This window comes from Pectobacterium sp. IFB5596 (genome assembly GCF_021432585.1).
GTDB lineage: Bacteria > Pseudomonadota > Gammaproteobacteria > Enterobacterales > Enterobacteriaceae > Pectobacterium > Pectobacterium punjabense.
This window is the reverse complement of record NZ_LXFY01000032.1, coordinates 88,180-104,504: the sequence shown is the minus strand read 5'-3', so window position 1 is coordinate 104,504 and position 16,325 is coordinate 88,180. Positions and strand designations below refer to the sequence as shown.

The 16,325-nt window shown below is 50.4% G+C and carries 12 protein-coding genes; 2 read left to right on the top strand and 10 right to left on the bottom strand.

Going from position 1 to position 16,325, the window contains the following annotated elements; translation table 11 throughout:
* Positions 1–63: 63 nt before the first annotated feature.
* The 6 genes from A6301_RS20330 to A6301_RS20305 form a co-directional block, all read right to left on the bottom strand.
* Positions 64–2,178, bottom strand: coding sequence for a dynamin family protein (locus A6301_RS20330; RefSeq protein WP_234258603.1), 2,115 nt, complete (start codon positions 2,176–2,178; stop codon positions 64–66).
* Positions 2,175–3,152, bottom strand: a complete 978-nt coding sequence (locus A6301_RS20325; protein ID WP_234258602.1) for a hypothetical protein — start codon at positions 3,150–3,152, stop codon at positions 2,175–2,177. Before A6301_RS20325 ends, A6301_RS20330 begins: the two co-directional genes overlap by 4 nt.
* Positions 3,149–3,979: a hypothetical protein gene (locus A6301_RS20320; protein WP_234258601.1), complete on the bottom strand. Its 831-nt coding sequence runs from the start codon at positions 3,977–3,979 to the stop codon at positions 3,149–3,151. The genes A6301_RS20325 and A6301_RS20320 overlap by 4 nt, the downstream gene beginning before the upstream one ends.
* A complete protein-coding gene (locus A6301_RS20315) occupies positions 3,976–5,511 on the bottom strand; it encodes a dynamin family protein (RefSeq protein WP_234258600.1) in 1,536 nt (511 codons plus the stop codon). Before A6301_RS20315 ends, A6301_RS20320 begins: the two co-directional genes overlap by 4 nt.
* On the bottom strand, positions 5,504–7,162 hold the full coding sequence (locus A6301_RS20310; protein WP_234258599.1) for a dynamin family protein: 1,659 nt from the start codon (positions 7,160–7,162) through the stop codon (positions 5,504–5,506). Before A6301_RS20310 ends, A6301_RS20315 begins: the two co-directional genes overlap by 8 nt.
* A gap of 77 nt (positions 7,163–7,239) precedes the next feature.
* A complete protein-coding gene (locus A6301_RS20305) occupies positions 7,240–8,316 on the bottom strand; it encodes a YafY family protein (protein WP_234258598.1) in 1,077 nt (358 codons plus the stop codon).
* Between the two features lie 499 nt (positions 8,317–8,815).
* On the opposite strand from A6301_RS20305, the gene A6301_RS20300 reads away from it, so the two are divergent.
* Both A6301_RS20300 and A6301_RS20295 read left to right on the top strand, forming a co-directional pair.
* Entirely contained in the window at positions 8,816–9,937 is a 1,122-nt protein-coding gene (locus A6301_RS20300) for a cupin domain-containing protein (RefSeq protein WP_205540862.1), read from the top strand.
* A 300-nt stretch (positions 9,938–10,237) separates the two neighbouring features.
* A complete protein-coding gene (locus A6301_RS20295) occupies positions 10,238–11,365 on the top strand; it encodes a lipase family protein (protein WP_234258597.1) in 1,128 nt (375 codons plus the stop codon).
* A gap of 63 nt (positions 11,366–11,428) precedes the next feature.
* On the opposite strand, the gene A6301_RS20290 is transcribed toward A6301_RS20295, so the two are convergent.
* From A6301_RS20290 to A6301_RS20275, 4 genes are read right to left on the bottom strand one after another with little or no spacing between them, the layout of a single operon-like run.
* Positions 11,429–12,607, bottom strand: coding sequence for an ABC transporter permease (locus tag A6301_RS20290; protein WP_234258596.1), 1,179 nt, complete (start codon positions 12,605–12,607; stop codon positions 11,429–11,431).
* Positions 12,601–13,716 (bottom strand): ABC transporter permease, encoded by a 1,116-nt coding sequence (locus tag A6301_RS20285; RefSeq protein WP_215483975.1) that lies wholly within the window; start codon positions 13,714–13,716, stop codon positions 12,601–12,603. The genes A6301_RS20290 and A6301_RS20285 overlap by 7 nt, the downstream gene beginning before the upstream one ends.
* Positions 13,716–14,708: an HlyD family secretion protein gene (locus A6301_RS20280; protein ID WP_205540865.1), complete on the bottom strand. Its 993-nt coding sequence runs from the start codon at positions 14,706–14,708 to the stop codon at positions 13,716–13,718. Before A6301_RS20280 ends, A6301_RS20285 begins: the two co-directional genes overlap by 1 nt.
* Positions 14,705–16,120 (bottom strand): TolC family protein, encoded by a 1,416-nt coding sequence (locus tag A6301_RS20275; RefSeq protein WP_215483973.1) that lies wholly within the window; start codon positions 16,118–16,120, stop codon positions 14,705–14,707. Before A6301_RS20275 ends, A6301_RS20280 begins: the two co-directional genes overlap by 4 nt.
* Positions 16,121–16,325: the final 205 nt, after the last annotated feature.

The window sequence follows — 16,325 nt, the reverse complement described above, 5'->3', positions numbered from 1 at the left end:
GCAAGTATAGCAATACGAACTTATTTTAGCCTTTATAGGGTTACATCCATATGGACGCGATGCTTAACTGTCCTGTAGCTGGCGGAGTAAACATCGATACCCGTTAATTTCATTTTCTTTATCTTGAAGCCCTGCTTTAATTTCACTGACTTCTGTTTCCAGATTCTCGCTTAACGTTTCCTGGAGGGTATTTTTCAGCATATCGAGTTGGGAGAAGATTTGCTGTGCTCCTACGGTTAGCTGTTGGGACAAGCCGATAAACATCGATCCCAAGGCATCATCCAGTGCATTTTGTAACCGTTGTTTGTCCTCGCTTGTTTTGATTTCATCCTGAAAGGGGATCATGATGCGTGATTCATCCACTTCCAGCATAAGCTCCGGTAACACCAGGCTGTAGATCGCATTTTCCAGTGCACTACGAAATACGCTAGGATCAAACTGATCGCTGCTTGTATTCAAATGTTGGATAAGCGCCTGACGTAATTGGTTCTTTAGCGCAGCGGGCTCAATTAACCGATTAAAATGCTGGCGGATCTGGCTGGCGCATGCCCGACTATATTGACGAACCTGTTCTATCGCATCCTGAGGACTAAAGTAGTGGTAAGACACGGTACGGGAATCGTATACGGTACGTGTGCTTCCCCAGGAAAAAGGGTTATACCAGCTTGAGTCACTCACCTCGTAGGAATAGCGTTCTTGCTTAGAACCAGTATGATTTCTCAACTCACGATGACGGGTAATATCTTCACTTAGCCGCGCTTTGACGCGTTCTGTTTCCTGACGAGCTGTATGGATGGTATCGCCCAGAATTGTGCGTAACTCTGACGCGATACCCTCAAGCCGTTTCTGACACAATGCTTGCTGCTGCTGCAAGCTGTGTATGTCTTGATTTTCTAACAGCTGTATACGGCTTCTGAGCCTGCCCGATAGGTGCGTGAGAATATGTGCTAGCTGGGTGTCGCTTTCGTGCGTAAATGCAGCCCGCTGCTGTTCCAGAAGGGGCTGGCGATCTTGACGTGCCTGTTGCCATACCTTACTTAAGGTGTCGAAATTGGCGATACGCAGCCAGTCCTGCTGTGTGAACGTATTGGGCCAACACTCTTCAGCGATGCCCTGTAGCTGATTAAAGGTATGCGACATACTGCCGCTCCATTTTTCTTGCGGCCAGTGGGCAAATCCCCATGCGAATGTACTGGCAAACACCGGATGTGCTAATTCCTCTAGAATGGTTGCCCGTGCGTCATTGCCGTTTCCCCGTTGAAATTCCACCAATTCAGCAGATTTTTGTTGGGCAATACGTAACAGCCGCTTTTGGATGTTGTTTTCTGTTTCTGCTAAAGAACCGCGATCGTATCCATCATCCAGAATCACGGAATCATATTGTCCCGCTACCAGTACCAGCCGTTTGACGCCTTTGCTGGGAAGCTGCTCGCCTAATAAGCGAATATCGGCATCATCAAGAAACTGGCTGCAACGAGAGAGGAAAAATACCACGTCGCAGTTCGCCATATAGTCACGGGTTTTCTGTGAGCGGCTTTGGACGGGGTCATTCATACCAGGGGTATCGACGACTTCAAACCCTTTCAGCGTCTCGTCCGGCAGGGTGAGGGTGGTGGATTTTACCAGCGGGGTTAACCGACCATCGTTGCCAGTATATGTGTTTAATAATCCCTGTAGCTCGCTGATATTATCGGCTAAGACGATTTCCGTATGATTCTCGAGGCACGCTACTTTTTGCCAGTGTGCGGCTAAATCGATACCAGCATGCGCTGACATCTCCAATAGCTCACGCGCTACCTTGTGGCTATCACTTACGGAGGATTGCTGCGCCTGAGCCGCTATTTGTTGCCATTCTTCTTTGCTGTAATACTCCACTTGCAGGCTGTGCTGTTCCCCGTAACCGATACGCGTTAGGTTGGCCGTTTTGGGGGTCGCAGCTTCTGGTAGAATAGGGCGGCCATCAAAAAGTAGAGTATTGAGAAAGGTGCTCTTTCCGGCCTTCACCTGCCCCATAATGCCAATATTTAGCGTTTGCTCATGATGCTGCCACCGAGCGAGTTTTTGTGCATAATCCTTTGCTAATGCCTGCAACGCATTACTTTCGTTAATAAATTGAGAGTGGGAAGCTGTGGTAGTTTCAAGTACGCGCTGAATACGCTGTTGCAACAACGTTGTCATTTTGGCCCCTTAATAAAGCAGCTATCAGCAATGCTATGTGCAATGTTATTGTCTTTGAGAAATGTGAAGATTTTTTCTGAGATGTTTTGCAAACTTGATGTCGGGATTGACAGTCTCTTTAAATTTTTCATCTGACAAATAGAGTCTGGTAGTGTATTAAATTTACCGTAACCTCCCGTTTTTATTTCACGTAGGTTTTTAGGTAATATACTAACATTAGGGAACTCTGTGATTTTGTATGAGTCGAAAGTAAGTGTTTCCATATTTTTTAACAAAGATAAACCCGCAGGGAAAGGTGTAACATATTGCCATTCATTGCTATAAATATTAATTTCCCTAATATTTACTAAATCCTCTTTTTTTTGAGGTATCCTATAAGGTAAACCATTACTTTCCCCCCACTCTTTTAACCCAAGAAACAGTAGCTCAATATAGTCATCCAAAAACTCTCGCCATACAGATATATAGTGAATACCCAGCGTGAGCTCCGATGCTTTTTTCTCTCCTGTTGGTAATCCTAATACCAGGCAGGCAGCATAAACGATGGTTTCCATATGTGATTGTTCGATATCCAGAAAGGTCGCTAACGTCTCCAGCAGTGTGACCTGCTGTTGTGTTAGCGGACCATTCGTTCGCGCGAAGATCAGGCAATCCAGCATAAAACTGTAATTTCCCCCTACATCACGCAAGGCGTTTATCGCCTCTGCCAGTCCATCCTGTCCCAGCTTCATCGCTAACTGACACAATTCCGCCTGTCGACCTTCCATACCAATAGTCGGCAGCCAGAATTGCAGCATTCTTTGTTGATCGGCACTGATTGGGCCATGGCTTAATATCACCATCAACAACAACGCACAGTAATGCTGGCGGGTATGTTCGTCTTCCTCATTCAGCGAGTGGATCGAATAAGGATTTTCTTTTATGCGTAAGCGATCTAATTGATTTAGGATCGTGAGAGGGTTTATTTCACTCATGGTAGTTCTCTATAAAAAAAAGATTGCCAGGCACTGAAGGCCGTGGGGAGAGGAATGATTTCAAAAACTGATTCGCCATTTTTACCGTAATCACGCTCTTTATTTTTTTCCTCATTCATAATGATGCTAAATACGATGCAGGATTGGGGAAGATAGACTGTTCGTAAAATATATTTACTTAATTGTGCTATGAAATACATGGGCATAGAACCAAAATTATTTTCATAGACATACACATAGCGCCCTTTAGTTAAGAATTCACCTTTTTGAGGAAAGGTCGCTTTGTCTGGATCATTGGATATGGATGACGAATCACATACCGCGATGTTCACTTCCTCCGCGAGGTTGGAGAAATCCGCCAATCGTGTGGCTAGGCCCAGCAGTTGCATACTCCAAAAGTTGATATGTAAGAGCTGTTCTTCATGTAATCCCGTTAATTTGGCTATCCAGGATAAACGTTCGGTCGTGGTTGTGCTGAGTGGTCCGGCAATTCTCTGGGCGACCACAAAATCAAAAAGTAGCGCCTGAGAGGCGTGTTGATCCCGTCGCAGATTATCGAGAATATGCCGCAGTTTATCCGCATCTAATTTAGACGCTTGCTGAAGATAATGAGACAGCGGAAATGAAGGGTTAATAGCTGGCAGGAGCAGTGTCATCAGTCGATGCTGATTGTCATTGAGTGCGCCATTTTCTAGCAGAAGGGTGGCCAGCAAAGTCAGATAGTCGTTCTTAAATGCAGCCTCTTGTGGCGCAATATAATGAGCGTCTAACGGTTCCAGCCCGATGCGTGCCGTATTTATCAATGCATCCAAATTATTGTGGGTCATGATGAGCTTCCTTTGCTCAGGGCTTGTAACGAGGCGAAGTGTGTATGATCGCGGCGAAGTAAAGCATCCAGCCCAGACAACGGGGCATCGTCCATCAACGGTTGCCAGATGTCTGTCATCTCAGGAACATCGCGTCGCAGCAGGCGCTCCACGTTTTCTGGCTGTATATCCCATGTCAATGGCCGCCACAGTTCGGTATCCACCTCATCATGTAAATCCATATCACGCTCGTCAGCCAAGGTTAATAACATTTTTTGTAGGCTGATGGGGGCATACTCTAGCAGTGATACGCTTTCTGGTTCGTCTAATGGAATACCCAGACGCTGACCAATCTGTTTGAGTCCGCTAAAGAATTGTTGCTGAATAACATTGAGTGACTGGCTAATGTCTTCCAGTTGATGCAGGCTGGCTTTGTTTTTACGTTGCAGGCTGAGAATATCGGCCTGCACGCTTGGATCATCACTCAGGGTTAGAATACGGTTGAACTTACTGAGCTGACGTTGCGCATCCTGGCGTGCTTCGTCCAGATAGTTTCCATACGTCATAAACTGGCGTTTAAATTGCCGTGTGAACCCAGGATCGCGTGGAATGCGATCCCAGCCATCAAGGTATTTTTCCAACGGAGACACGGAGTACGGCTGGCGTGAGCGATTTGAGAAAGGAAGGACGTCTAATACCTCAATACCGCGCTGTGCCAGCGTTTTGCCCACTAACGCGATGATATTGCCAATTGTTTCTTCAGGGTGTTTATCCGCACGGCTGACAATAACGAGTTTTGGGATCGCGCGATCGAGCGTGGCGAGAAACGTGATGTCGTCTTCAGTGATCGTGCCCTGGTCTGCTGGCACTAGCCAGATAATAAACTGTGCGCTATTTAATTGGCTGCGAGCAATGCTGGCATCGGTTCTGGCACTTCCCTGCTCATCCGCTTTGCTATATCCGGGGGTGTCCAGCAGTGCCAGATTTTCCCAGCCAAATCCTTGATGAGAAACAATCACCGATTTCAGCATCCGGCTCACCTGGCTGCCATAGCTTTCCCGTTCTTCATGGGTCAGGGTGCGAAACTGTTTGTGGCTGATTGAGATAAGGCGGTTAAATAGATTAATGGCTCTGACTTTTGTTGCTTCACCGTCGTTCCCTTTTACCAAATAGGTAGGCAAAGAGGTGGTGGGATCCACTTCTATTACCAGGCAGTTGCGATCGCCGACAAGCGCATTAATCAGTGATGATTTCCCCGCGCTGAAACTCCCCCCCAAGCCAACGACTACCTTGCTGGAAAGTTCTGGATACTCGCAAAATTCGCGAAAACGCACCATTTCATGCCGTAATTCATGCAAAATATCGGTAAAGGTTGAAGGGCTACCTTTGCGTGCCAAGGTAGGCAAATCTTGTTCAATCAGATTTTCCAGCGTTTGCAGGATGGCTTCATCCTCTTTTGCGGCCCCGTTGGGGCGGTCCTCGCAGGATTGGCAAAGTAGGCTGTAGCGTTCACGTAGTACATCTTCACCCAGCGTTGCGATTACATCAGCCATGATTGAATTCCTGCAATTGCGTCAACATCTGTTGCAGCGCAGCGCGATCCTGTTGATATGTTTGTTGGCGTTGCGATTCGGCACTTTTCTCTGCGGCTAACTCACGCGCGACCTGATCTAATGTCGTTTGCACGGTTGCTAATTTTTCCTGTGCGGCCGCGCTAATGGCTCTCATGATGTCATCAATCGTACTACTCAGCGCTTGCGATATTTCTGGTGCAGCTTTTGTGCGACAAGCAGGGATCACCGTGTTGATGACATGCTGTCGGGCTTCCTCCTGCTGCTGACGCTGTATCAGCTCTTTACTACCGCGACTAAACAGTGATTCCAGCGCTGAGGTAATAATGGGTGTTAATAGCTTCGCCATCGGGATACGCGTGATGAGTGTGATAGCCATAGGCAAGATGTAGGCTAAGGTACTGGTGATGATGTCCTGAGCGGTCGAATCAGACTGGAACTGATAAGAAAAATTCATTCCTTCCGCCAGCGGACCGCCCTGTAAGTGCAACTGCCCAAGCTCCTGACGTATTGCCGGTTTGAGGTGACGCTCAACCCCCTGAGAGTAGGCCATACGCAGAGCGTGGCCAATCGTGCTACCCGTCTCTTCTCCATTCAACAACGCGTAGGCGAGTGTGTCTAATTGAGCGTTCAATTTACTGGCGAAATCATTAATAATTGCCTGTGTAGCCACTTCCTGCTGTTTTTGAAGCGTCACAGTTACTTGCTGTAAATCATCCTGTAAGCGCTGATACTGCGACGTTAAGATTTCTCGTTTATTTTCGATGCTGTCCAATGTTTGATTCTGACTTTGTGCCAGTTGATTGACACGCGATAGCACGTCCCCGATGTGCTTCTGCACGGCACTGCCGATAGCCTGATGGAAAAAATGCTGCTGCAAGGGGAGTAAGCGTCGTAATGCTATAGCCCACTCTGTGGCATTTTTACGCTGTGTGCGGCAAACTGCGAGCAGCGGCTTTTTAGTGATGGCTTCAACCTGCTGCTGAACGTGTTGGACAACCGCGTCCACATCTTCTGGGCGTTTTTTGTCACATTTGGTGATGACCAGCATCACGGGCTTTTCATGGATAGACAGCTCTTCAATAATTTTTCTCAAGCTCTCTTTCAGTACGCCTTCATCAACGCTGACGACTACACAGTAGGCTGCACTGCGATCCAGGTAGTTATCAATGGCGAGAGAGTGTTGTTTGATCCCCGATTCCCAACCTGGCATATCAACCAGCGTCATGCCTTCGAGGTGTGCCAATTCTTGAGAGGGCAGGCAAACTTCCACAATATTTTCTGAGTTATGCTCGCCATACTGTTGGTTTTTAAGTGCATCACGGGTGAGTGTCTGTGATTCGTGGTGTTTACGCTGTAATACGATGCGTTCATGTGGTGCGAAACGTAGTTCTGTGGGTAAGCTGGTTTCTGGATCGATGGCAACGGAAAGCAAGTTTTCTTGCAAAAAGGTATTGATAAGTGATGATTTTCCCGCGCTGAAGGCACCGATTAGCGGTAAACGTACCGAAAACGTGCTGAGAGTATTCTCTAGCTCTTTTAGAGGAGCCTCAGGGAATTCATATCGTTGCCAGTAGGTTTGTAGCTGTGGAAAACAGGCTTTAACCCGTAATTCTTCTTGTTGTAATGACATGCTGCCCTTCCTTGTATAATCGAAACTAAAGGCGAAAAATAAAAATGTGAAACGGTGCGATGTTAGCGTCTCGGGCGTTATTCAAAGGAGATCGTTGATTTTGACGATAAGCCACTGGCACCACGCTTAAATCGCTCTGCCTTTTCCTTCATACATCTCTCTGATTTTTCGACTTTTTCCCGAATCTCCGCTACCCAACAATCAGGTTTATACACCCGAATATTGTCGTTTAGCCCAAAGATCCACCACAGTGTCTCCTGATCCAGCGGTACGTAAGCCCGTAGGCGTAGCCAGTCGCTGCCTGATAACGGTTCAAGCGTTTGCTGCTGGCTAAGTGGTGTTTCTCGTAAGAGCCAGGCAATTTGTGGGTGAACATCGGCGATTAACTCCACCTCTGTTTCACTCTGTCTTGGAGAAAAAGCGCCAGATGCGATATAGCTGTCAATATCGAAGCTCTCATGCGCGCGGGCGGGCATATCCAGACGTTCTGCGTGTTGGATGCGTTGCAGGGCGAAATGACGCAGGTCGTCATAACCATCGACAGTTGCAATCAGGTAACTTATTGAGTGCCGCGCGACCAGACCGACGGGGTGAATATGCAGATTTTTGGACTCACCTTTGCTACGGCTGAGGTAGAGAATCTGTAACTGGCGTTTTTCCATTAGCGCGGTAGAGACATGAACCCAAATGTCAGCATCCACTTCTGCAGGTTGAAGGATTTTACCGTTAGGTAAAGCCCGCACATGGTTCGCCCAGTGTGCTAGCCCATTATGCTCAAGCCCTTGTAATTGCCTGTTAGCCATTGCGAAATGTGGCTCAAGTAGATGGAGAACGCTGGGGGGTAATAATTTCTCTAGATAATTTTCGGCAAAAGCGAAAGCGAGCGCTGTTGGTGTGTCTAGCGCAGGGAAATCAAACTGGGGCATATTGCTGGGAAAACTCCAGCGGTAAGGTCGTTCATCTTCATTACAATGGAGCGGGAAATCCTTGCTTAGTCGTCCGCCAAGATCCCTCTGTAAAGTACGCAAATCGATGTCAAACTCGCGATCCTTGAGTTTTTGCAGTAGTGCGGGAGTAGAAATACTCCGTGGTTGACGAGGTATCAGGCGCAGGAGCGCCAGATGGCGAAATAATCTGTCTTTGGGATCTGACATAGTGCCAAGCCTAAAAAGAATGCTGTGCTTAAAAGTTGAATACGATAGTTTTTCTTATCGTCCGCTGTGTTGATCTACTCGTTCTCTAGATCTCTTTTCAAGTCATCTATCGTCTGGTTTTGCTTCACCAGCCAGACTCCAACGACCAGACCAACAGTAAAATAGATAAATCCTTTCATGTTGAACACCTTAATCAAGCTAGATAATGTATCGAGCTACACCTTCAGACAACCAAGCGACATTCTGCGTCGCTTGATAGAAAAATGTTGTGCTAGTGTCATCATCGTTGCCGTGAAAAGGGTTTTTAGCCCGCGATCATTATCGACTGAATAGTGAGAAACTATAATGTATCTATGATCTTTAGTGACTCAATCTCCCCCTTCCATAATCGCCCTACTTTTCGCTTTACTTAATACCCGCCCATTGACCAATGACAAAGTCGTGCTGGCACCACCTTCTTTATAATCATGCCCGTTTCTCTTCTCACTGGTGTGAACGCATGGCTTACCAACTTAATCTTAACTGGCCCGAATTCTTAGAAAAATACTGGCAAAAACAACCTGTTGTATTGAAGAACGCTTTCCCGAATTTTGTTGACCCCATTACGCCGGATGAGCTGGCGGGTCTTGCGATGGAGGCGGAGGTTGATAGCCGTCTGGTCAGCTATAAAAATGGTCAATGGCAGGCCAGCAATGGGCCTTTTGAACATTTTGATAATCTGGGTGAAACTGGCTGGTCGCTGCTGGCTCAGGCGGTGAACCACTGGCATGCGCCGTCTGCTGAACTTGTGCGTCCGTTCCGCGTATTGCCAGACTGGCGTTTAGACGACCTGATGATATCCTTTTCCGTACCGGGCGGTGGTGTTGGCCCACATATCGATCAGTACGATGTTTTCATCATTCAGGGGATGGGCAGCCGTCGCTGGCGCGTGGGTGATAAACTGCCGATGCGTCAGTTCTGCCCGCACCCTGCGTTGCTGCATGTCGATCCTTTCCCGCCGATTATTGATGAAGATCTTGAGCCGGGCGACATTCTTTATATTCCGCCAGGTTTCCCACATGACGGCTTTACTCACGAAACCGCACTTAACTATTCCGTGGGATTTCGTGGCCCGAATGGTAGAGACTTAATCAGCAGTTTTGCTGACTATGTGCTGGAGAACGATCTCGGTGGTGAGCACTACAGCGACCCTGATTTGACCTGTCGGGAGCATCCAGGGCGGGTTGAAGACTATGAGTTTGACCGTCTTCGCGAGATGATGATCGACGTGATTAATCAGCCGGAAGCGCTTAAAGCGTGGTTCGGCCGCTTTGTAACGACGCCGCGCCACGAGTTGGATATCGCTCCGGCGGAACCGCCTTACGAGCAGGATGAGATTGTGGGGGCGCTGATGGACGGTGACGTGCTGACGCGCCTGAGCGGGCTGCGCGTTCTGGAAGTGGGTGGTGACTACTTCATCAACAGTGAACGACTGGATACCGTTGATCCGAAAGCGGCTGATGCGCTGTGTCGTTACACCGTTCTCGGTAAAAAAGAACTGGGCAAGGCACTAGAGAATCCAGCATTCGTGGCGGAATTAACCGCGCTGGTTAATCAGGGCTACTGGTTCTTCGACGAATAAATTTCCTTCTCTTTAGCGGTTTCTGGGCACGTTCGTCTTGCATGACGTGATTTGGGAGCCGCGCATTATCCCTTGAATGGTTCGCAGTACAGCACGCGTATAGGCTAGCCCTGTGAATACTCGGCAGTCGACCTGACGTCGATAACGCCAATGTGCAGATCGTTATAGCGTTAACATCCCTTGACTAAAAATTAGCTAGCTATTGAATTTATTGATAAAAAATTATCCCGTCACGCAATTTAATCCATAACTGAACTATCTTTAGAGTGATATCCAATTAAATAACTCTGGAGAAACGTCATGCTTCATGTGCCTACACTCAAGCAAAAACCCTTAGCGTTACTTCTCACCCTCTCTGTCGGGATGATGGCTCCGTTTGCTTTTGCAGAGACGAAAACACCCGGTACCCTGATAGAAAAGACGGAGTTGAAGAAAGAATTAGGCCTTATGGAGGCGGGGGAACAGTATCGAATCAAGTATTCTTCGAAGAGTGGCGTCGATGGTGAAAGCCTGCGGGAAGATACTGGCGCGGTTTTCATCCCCAAAGGTGAGGCACCCAAAGAGGGCTGGCCGGTTGTGGTATGGACACATGGGACGATTGGTGTGGGAACCTCCTGCGCGCCATCCCTCAATCCGCGTTCCGCTCGGGACTCGCAGTACCTGAATACCTGGCTGTCGCTGGGGTTTGCGATTGTGGCACCGGATTATGCGGGGCTAGGATCTGCTGGCTTGCATCACTACCTCAATTCACGTGGTGAGGCATGGAGCGTGTTGGATAGCGTCAAAGCGTCACTGACCACATTCCCGCTGCAAAATAAGTTGACGATCGTCGGCCAGTCGCAGGGGGCACACGCGGCCTTTGCGAGTATGGGCTACCAACCGGGTTATGCGCCGAATCTGAATATCGCCTCGACCGTATTGACCGGCACGCCCTATTTTGATGATAAAACCTCGGCGAAAAAGATTTTTGGCGTGGACGTAAAGGGCGGCGATCCTAAAATCCCTTATGTGATGTATATCTATCTGTCAGCAACCGATATGAAGCCAGGGTTTAAGGTCGAGGATTATTTCGAGCCGAAAGCCGCTAAACTTGTCGAAGATGCTCGTAAGATGTGTATCGGTGAGTTGACGCAAAAAGTAATGGAAGAGGGGCTGAATGCCGCCAATAGTCTGAAGCCTGCGATCTATGACCTATTGGATGACCAAATGGCGCATTTTCGCTACAACACGCTACGTGTTACCCCTCCGGTCTTTATCGGGATTGGAACCAATGACATCAACGTGCCTACCAAGATGCAGGTTCACTTTGCGGAAGATGTCGTGAGTGCGGGGACGTCAGCCGATGTGCACCAATATAAAGGCATGGATCATAGCGAAACGGTGAACGTTTCACTGCGTAATTCTGTGCCTTTCGTATTGAGTAAATAGTGTAGACATCCAGTAAAACCGTAAACCTCTTGTCCCGGCGTGTTCGCCGGGACAGTATTCCCGTTATCGACGCGCGGTCTGGTTTTCGCGGCGGTACTGCCACTGCCGATACCCTAGCATCCCCCACGCCAGCAGGCCGTAAAGCACGGCAAGCATCCACAAATGCCACCAAAATGCGCCGATCTGGGTGAAATCTGCTCCCATCTGATTAAGACGCAATATTCCCTGAATCGTGAAGACCGCGGGTATCCACTGAGCCAGCCAGTTCAGTGGTGCGGGGATCATTTCCACGGGCCAGATGAAGCCAGCAAGAAAGACAATCGGAATGGAGGAGAGCAGCACCGCCTGACTAGGGAGATCTTTGCGTGTAAAGGTGGCCCCCAATACGACGCCAAGCCACAGCGTTGAAAGGATGAAGGGTAATGTAAACAGGAGTAGCTGACTCATGCTGGCTTCGCGTGCGATGCCATAGGCATCAAGGCAAAAGCCGAGCATATAGAGCAGCGACAACAGGTAGGCACAGCCAACGACCAGCGTACGCGCCAGCAGTAAACGCCACGGTGCGGCATACTGCCAGTAGCGCACGCAGCCGGACCGAGTGCGCTGATTTTGTCCGGCACCGAGCAGGCCGCATCCCATTAGTAAAATCTGGTGCAGTATCAACATGAAGACACCAGGAACTACATAATCGACATAGCCCATGGTTGGATTAAAGACCGGCACAACATTCAGAGAAGTGGCCTGCCACTGCGAGCTGGCGGCGGGTATGCCTTCTCCCTGAGCAAGCAGCCGTGCGACTTTGACCTGTGCGCCCGCGGTGCCGCCGACCGTCGCCAAAGACTGCGCGATCGCGCCATAGATCAGGAAGTAGCCGGCATCGGCCGAATAGCTTACCGTAACGCTTTTCCCCTGCATGATGTCGCGATAGAAGTGGCGCGGAATGTAGAGAATTCCCTTCGCTTCGCCATGCAGAAGCAGCGCTTTAGCTTCATCCAGCGTATTGCGCTGCGCCACCAGATGTACCTCCGGTGTAGAATCGGCCATAAATGCCAGACGGCGTGAGAGCTGAGTTCCATCTTCATCCACCAATACCACCGGTAGTTCGCGTGGCGTCTGGGCGAGGTAAGGTCGCGGATAGAGAAAGGAATAGAGCAGAATCCCGCCGAACAGGGTGAGTAAGATAGTCGGATCGCGCAGTAAGCTGCGCAGCTCAAACCGGATGAGAGTGGCGAGAGTCAGCATGCGGCCTCCTTGCCACTGGAGCGGTAACGCCAGAGAGTGAGCGGTAGCAGCAGCCAGAATAGGGCGAGCGCTGCCAATGCGGGCGCGATCTGAGCGATCCCAGCACCGTAGCTGGTGATGGCAATGGCAATGTCGCCATAGTGCGCGACAGGCAGTAATTGTCGCCAGAACGTAGCGAATGTCTCCATTGCGGCGGCGGGAAAGGTGATGCCCATAAACGCCAGTCCGGGGGCCATTAGCGCTCCGACAATGGAAACGGCGCGTGCCGGGTCGCGAATCAGCGCATAGAAGGCCATGCCTAGCGCGATGCAGGCACCGGCAGTGATGCCAATCGAGATAACGAGCAGCAGCGCTGAACCGTTGAGTGGATAACCAAGCAGGCTATACAGCGCATAGCTCCATAGGCCGCCCCATGCCCAGCCGATTAGCCAGTGCGTCAGGAATTTAGAACCGATGGCGGTGCGATTCTCTGGCACCCAGAGTGTTCCGTGCCGATCCTCCCGTGCCAGCGTATTCAGGCCGTATAGCGCGAGTAGAATCGACCAGATCGAGGGGATGATCGCGTTCAGCAAAAACTGGGCGTAGTTGGCGTTCTGATTAAACAGTGCGGTAATCTGCCCGCCAATGGGTACCGCCAGTCCTTTGGCTTCAGGAACGGCAGCCCCCTGAGATAACGCCTGCACCACGGCAATTTGTCCGTTGAATGTCCCTGCTACCAGCGCCAATGAGCTGTTGATGACTTTGGCAATCAGGACGAACTGCCCATTATTCCAGGCAGTAATCGTCGGTAATGTTTTCAGGCGAATATCACGCTCAAAGTGGCGGGGGATGACCACCAGCGCATAGATCTTGCCACCGCGCAACGAGGTCGAGCCTTCTTCTATTGATGAGAACTGATGATTCAGGTCGAAGGAGGATGAGGCATGCAACTCTCTGGCAAATTGGCGCGACATCGTGCTGTTGTCCAGATCAATTAAACCGATGGGGAGCTCGCGGACAATCGCTCCAGATAGCGTCCACCAAACAATCAGCATCGTGACAAGCGGCAGCCAGAGCGCTAATGCCATCCCCCAGCGGTCGCGCCACAGCGCCTTCCATTCACGTACCATCACATTTCTACCAGCGCGCTCATGCCAACGCGCAGCCCGTCAACCGGTCGAACTGGCCGCGCTTCTACTTCGAACGTCCTCATATCAAATCCTTGGCGGGTGTCCGTTGCCCGCCACGTCGCGAAATCCCCCATGACGGAAACGTAAGATACCTTAAACCGGAATGTCTGGTTATTGAGCGCCGGGATACGTGCCTCAAACTCGGTGCCCATCGCAAAGCGCTCCAGCAGATCTTCGCGTACCGCTAGCTGAATCCAGATGTCACTCATGTCCAGTAGCGTGACCACAGGAAAGCCCTGTGGCGCAATTTCACCGCTGCGCAACAGCACATTGCTGACCTCGCCAGTGTGCGGGCTGACAACGCGGGCCTCTGCCAGATAGGCCTCCACCTCGGCGACGGAGCCTGCCGCCATACGCGCTTTTTCCTCTGCGGCGACCTGAGTTTCCTTCCGCGTGCCTTCCTGCGCCATTTGATATTCCTGCCACGCCATCCCTTCGGTATAGCGCGCAGCATCCCACGAGGCTTTGGCTTCATCCCGTTTTTGCAGCGGTAACACGCCTTCCTGATAGAGGTTTTGTACGCGCAGATAAGTCTTATGGCTTAGCTCGGAACCGGCCTTGGCTTTTTGCCATTGATCTTTGGCGGCGGCGATCTGTTGTTCACGTGCGCCTTTCTGAGCCTCCAGCGCCACGGCGCCCGCTGCGGCTTCACCTGCTTTCGCCTGTTCCAGCTTTGCGTCCAGTTCCGGCGTCAGGAGCGTAAAGACGAGGTCGCCCACGTCAAGCTGCTGGCCTTTTTGCACCTGCACTTCTGCGATACGGCCTGCCACTTTTGATGACACCGAATACTGCTGTGCTTCGATTTGCCCCTGTAACCGTATTGGTTCGGGCTGATAGGCGAGCCAGAAGCGATAGGCGATCCAGACCACCACAATCAGCAGAATCGCCTGAAGGAACCATTTGCGTTTTGAACGCGAAAGAGATTGTGTCATGGCGTCACCTGTATGGCGTGTTGGGTCTGGTAGTCAGGAAAGCGGGTTATCTGGCCAGAAATGGCCATCAATCTGGCGATGGAAACCACGTAACGATAGGCGGCGGAGGCGCGCTGTGTCTTGGCTCCGGCTAACTGATTCAGCGCATCGACCACGTCCAACGAGGTAGACATGCCTTGCATAAACGCCTTGTTGCGTAACCGGACATTCTCTTCGGCCAGTTTTTGCGTCGAAGACAGGGAATTGAACTCTTCCAGCGCCAACTGCGCTTCTCGCCACGTGCTCTCGACCATTATCTCAAGGTTTTGCCGCATATCCGCTTCCAGATGGTTAACCTGCATTTCTGCGCTTTTCGCGGCGGCGATATTGTCGGAGCGGCCTTCACGGCTGATGAGCGGGACGGATACGCCGACGCCCACCATCCAATCTGGCGTGGTTCTGGCGGCCAGCGTGTCCTGCTCGTAGAGTTGATAGTTGCCGAAGAGGAATACATCAGGAGCGTATTTGGCGCGCTCGATACGGATGAGATCCTTGGCCTGATCGCGCTTGGCGGAGAGTACCTTTAAACCGGGGTGCGTGTTGAGCGTTTGTTTCACCAACGCAGGCAGTTCGGGAAGCGTTTTGTTGACGAACAGTGCAGAGGAAGGCGTTGCGCCTTCGGTTTTGATCAGCTTGGCGAACACCATTTCGGTGGTTTCCATGCTCCGTCGCGCCTTTTGCGTTTCGATACGCGCCATGTCATAAGCGGATTGGGCAGACAGCACCTCGACTCGGGCGATTTGCCCCTGTGCTTCCAGTTTACGAGCATGGTCATAATGCTGCGCCATGCCTTTCTCGATATCCTGACGCGTTTTCATCACCTGATGCGCCATCACCACGCCGTAGTAGGTCTGTGCCAGCGCCTCAAACTGCGCCAGCGTGCGGACGATCAGCATTTGTTCTGCCTCATTCACCTGCGCGGCGCGGATCGACTGCGCGGCATCAATCCGACCTCCGGTGAATAGCGGCCAGACAACCTGAACGGAGCTGGTGACCACGTTTTGTTCTGTGAAACGGGTGACAAAGGGATTACCGCTGATGTTAACAAGTTGGTTCAGCGCGGCGAAGATATCTCGATGATTTGCCAGCGGATTGAGGTCACGGGCATCGAGTTCGACAGGTTTGTCGAGACGTGTATAGCTCGCGCCTATGTTGACCTGCGGCCAATAGAGACCTTTAGCGGATTCTCGCAGGGACTGCGCCCGATCAACCCCCGCGTGTTCGGCAGCAATGCTGTCATCACTTTGCAGCAGACGAGCCCAGGCCTGACTAAATGAGATAGTTTGTCCAAAGGCCGTGGATGACCAGCACAGCAACAGCGCTGCGGGGAAAGAAGTCAGAATCCCGATTTTTCCGTGTGTTATTCGAGGCATGCTAGGTGAAATCATCCTTTTACCCAAGTACAGCCAAGTTGATAAAAATAGGTCCGCTGAAAAGCGATGCCTGTGTAGGATAACGAAGCAGAGCTGGTTCTGAGGTAAACCAACTGCGTTATCCCCTATTATTTTTCGGAGATGATTTAGTTTTGGTCTAAATCCCAAATTATTCAAATAATATAAGGGATTGAATTGGGAAATT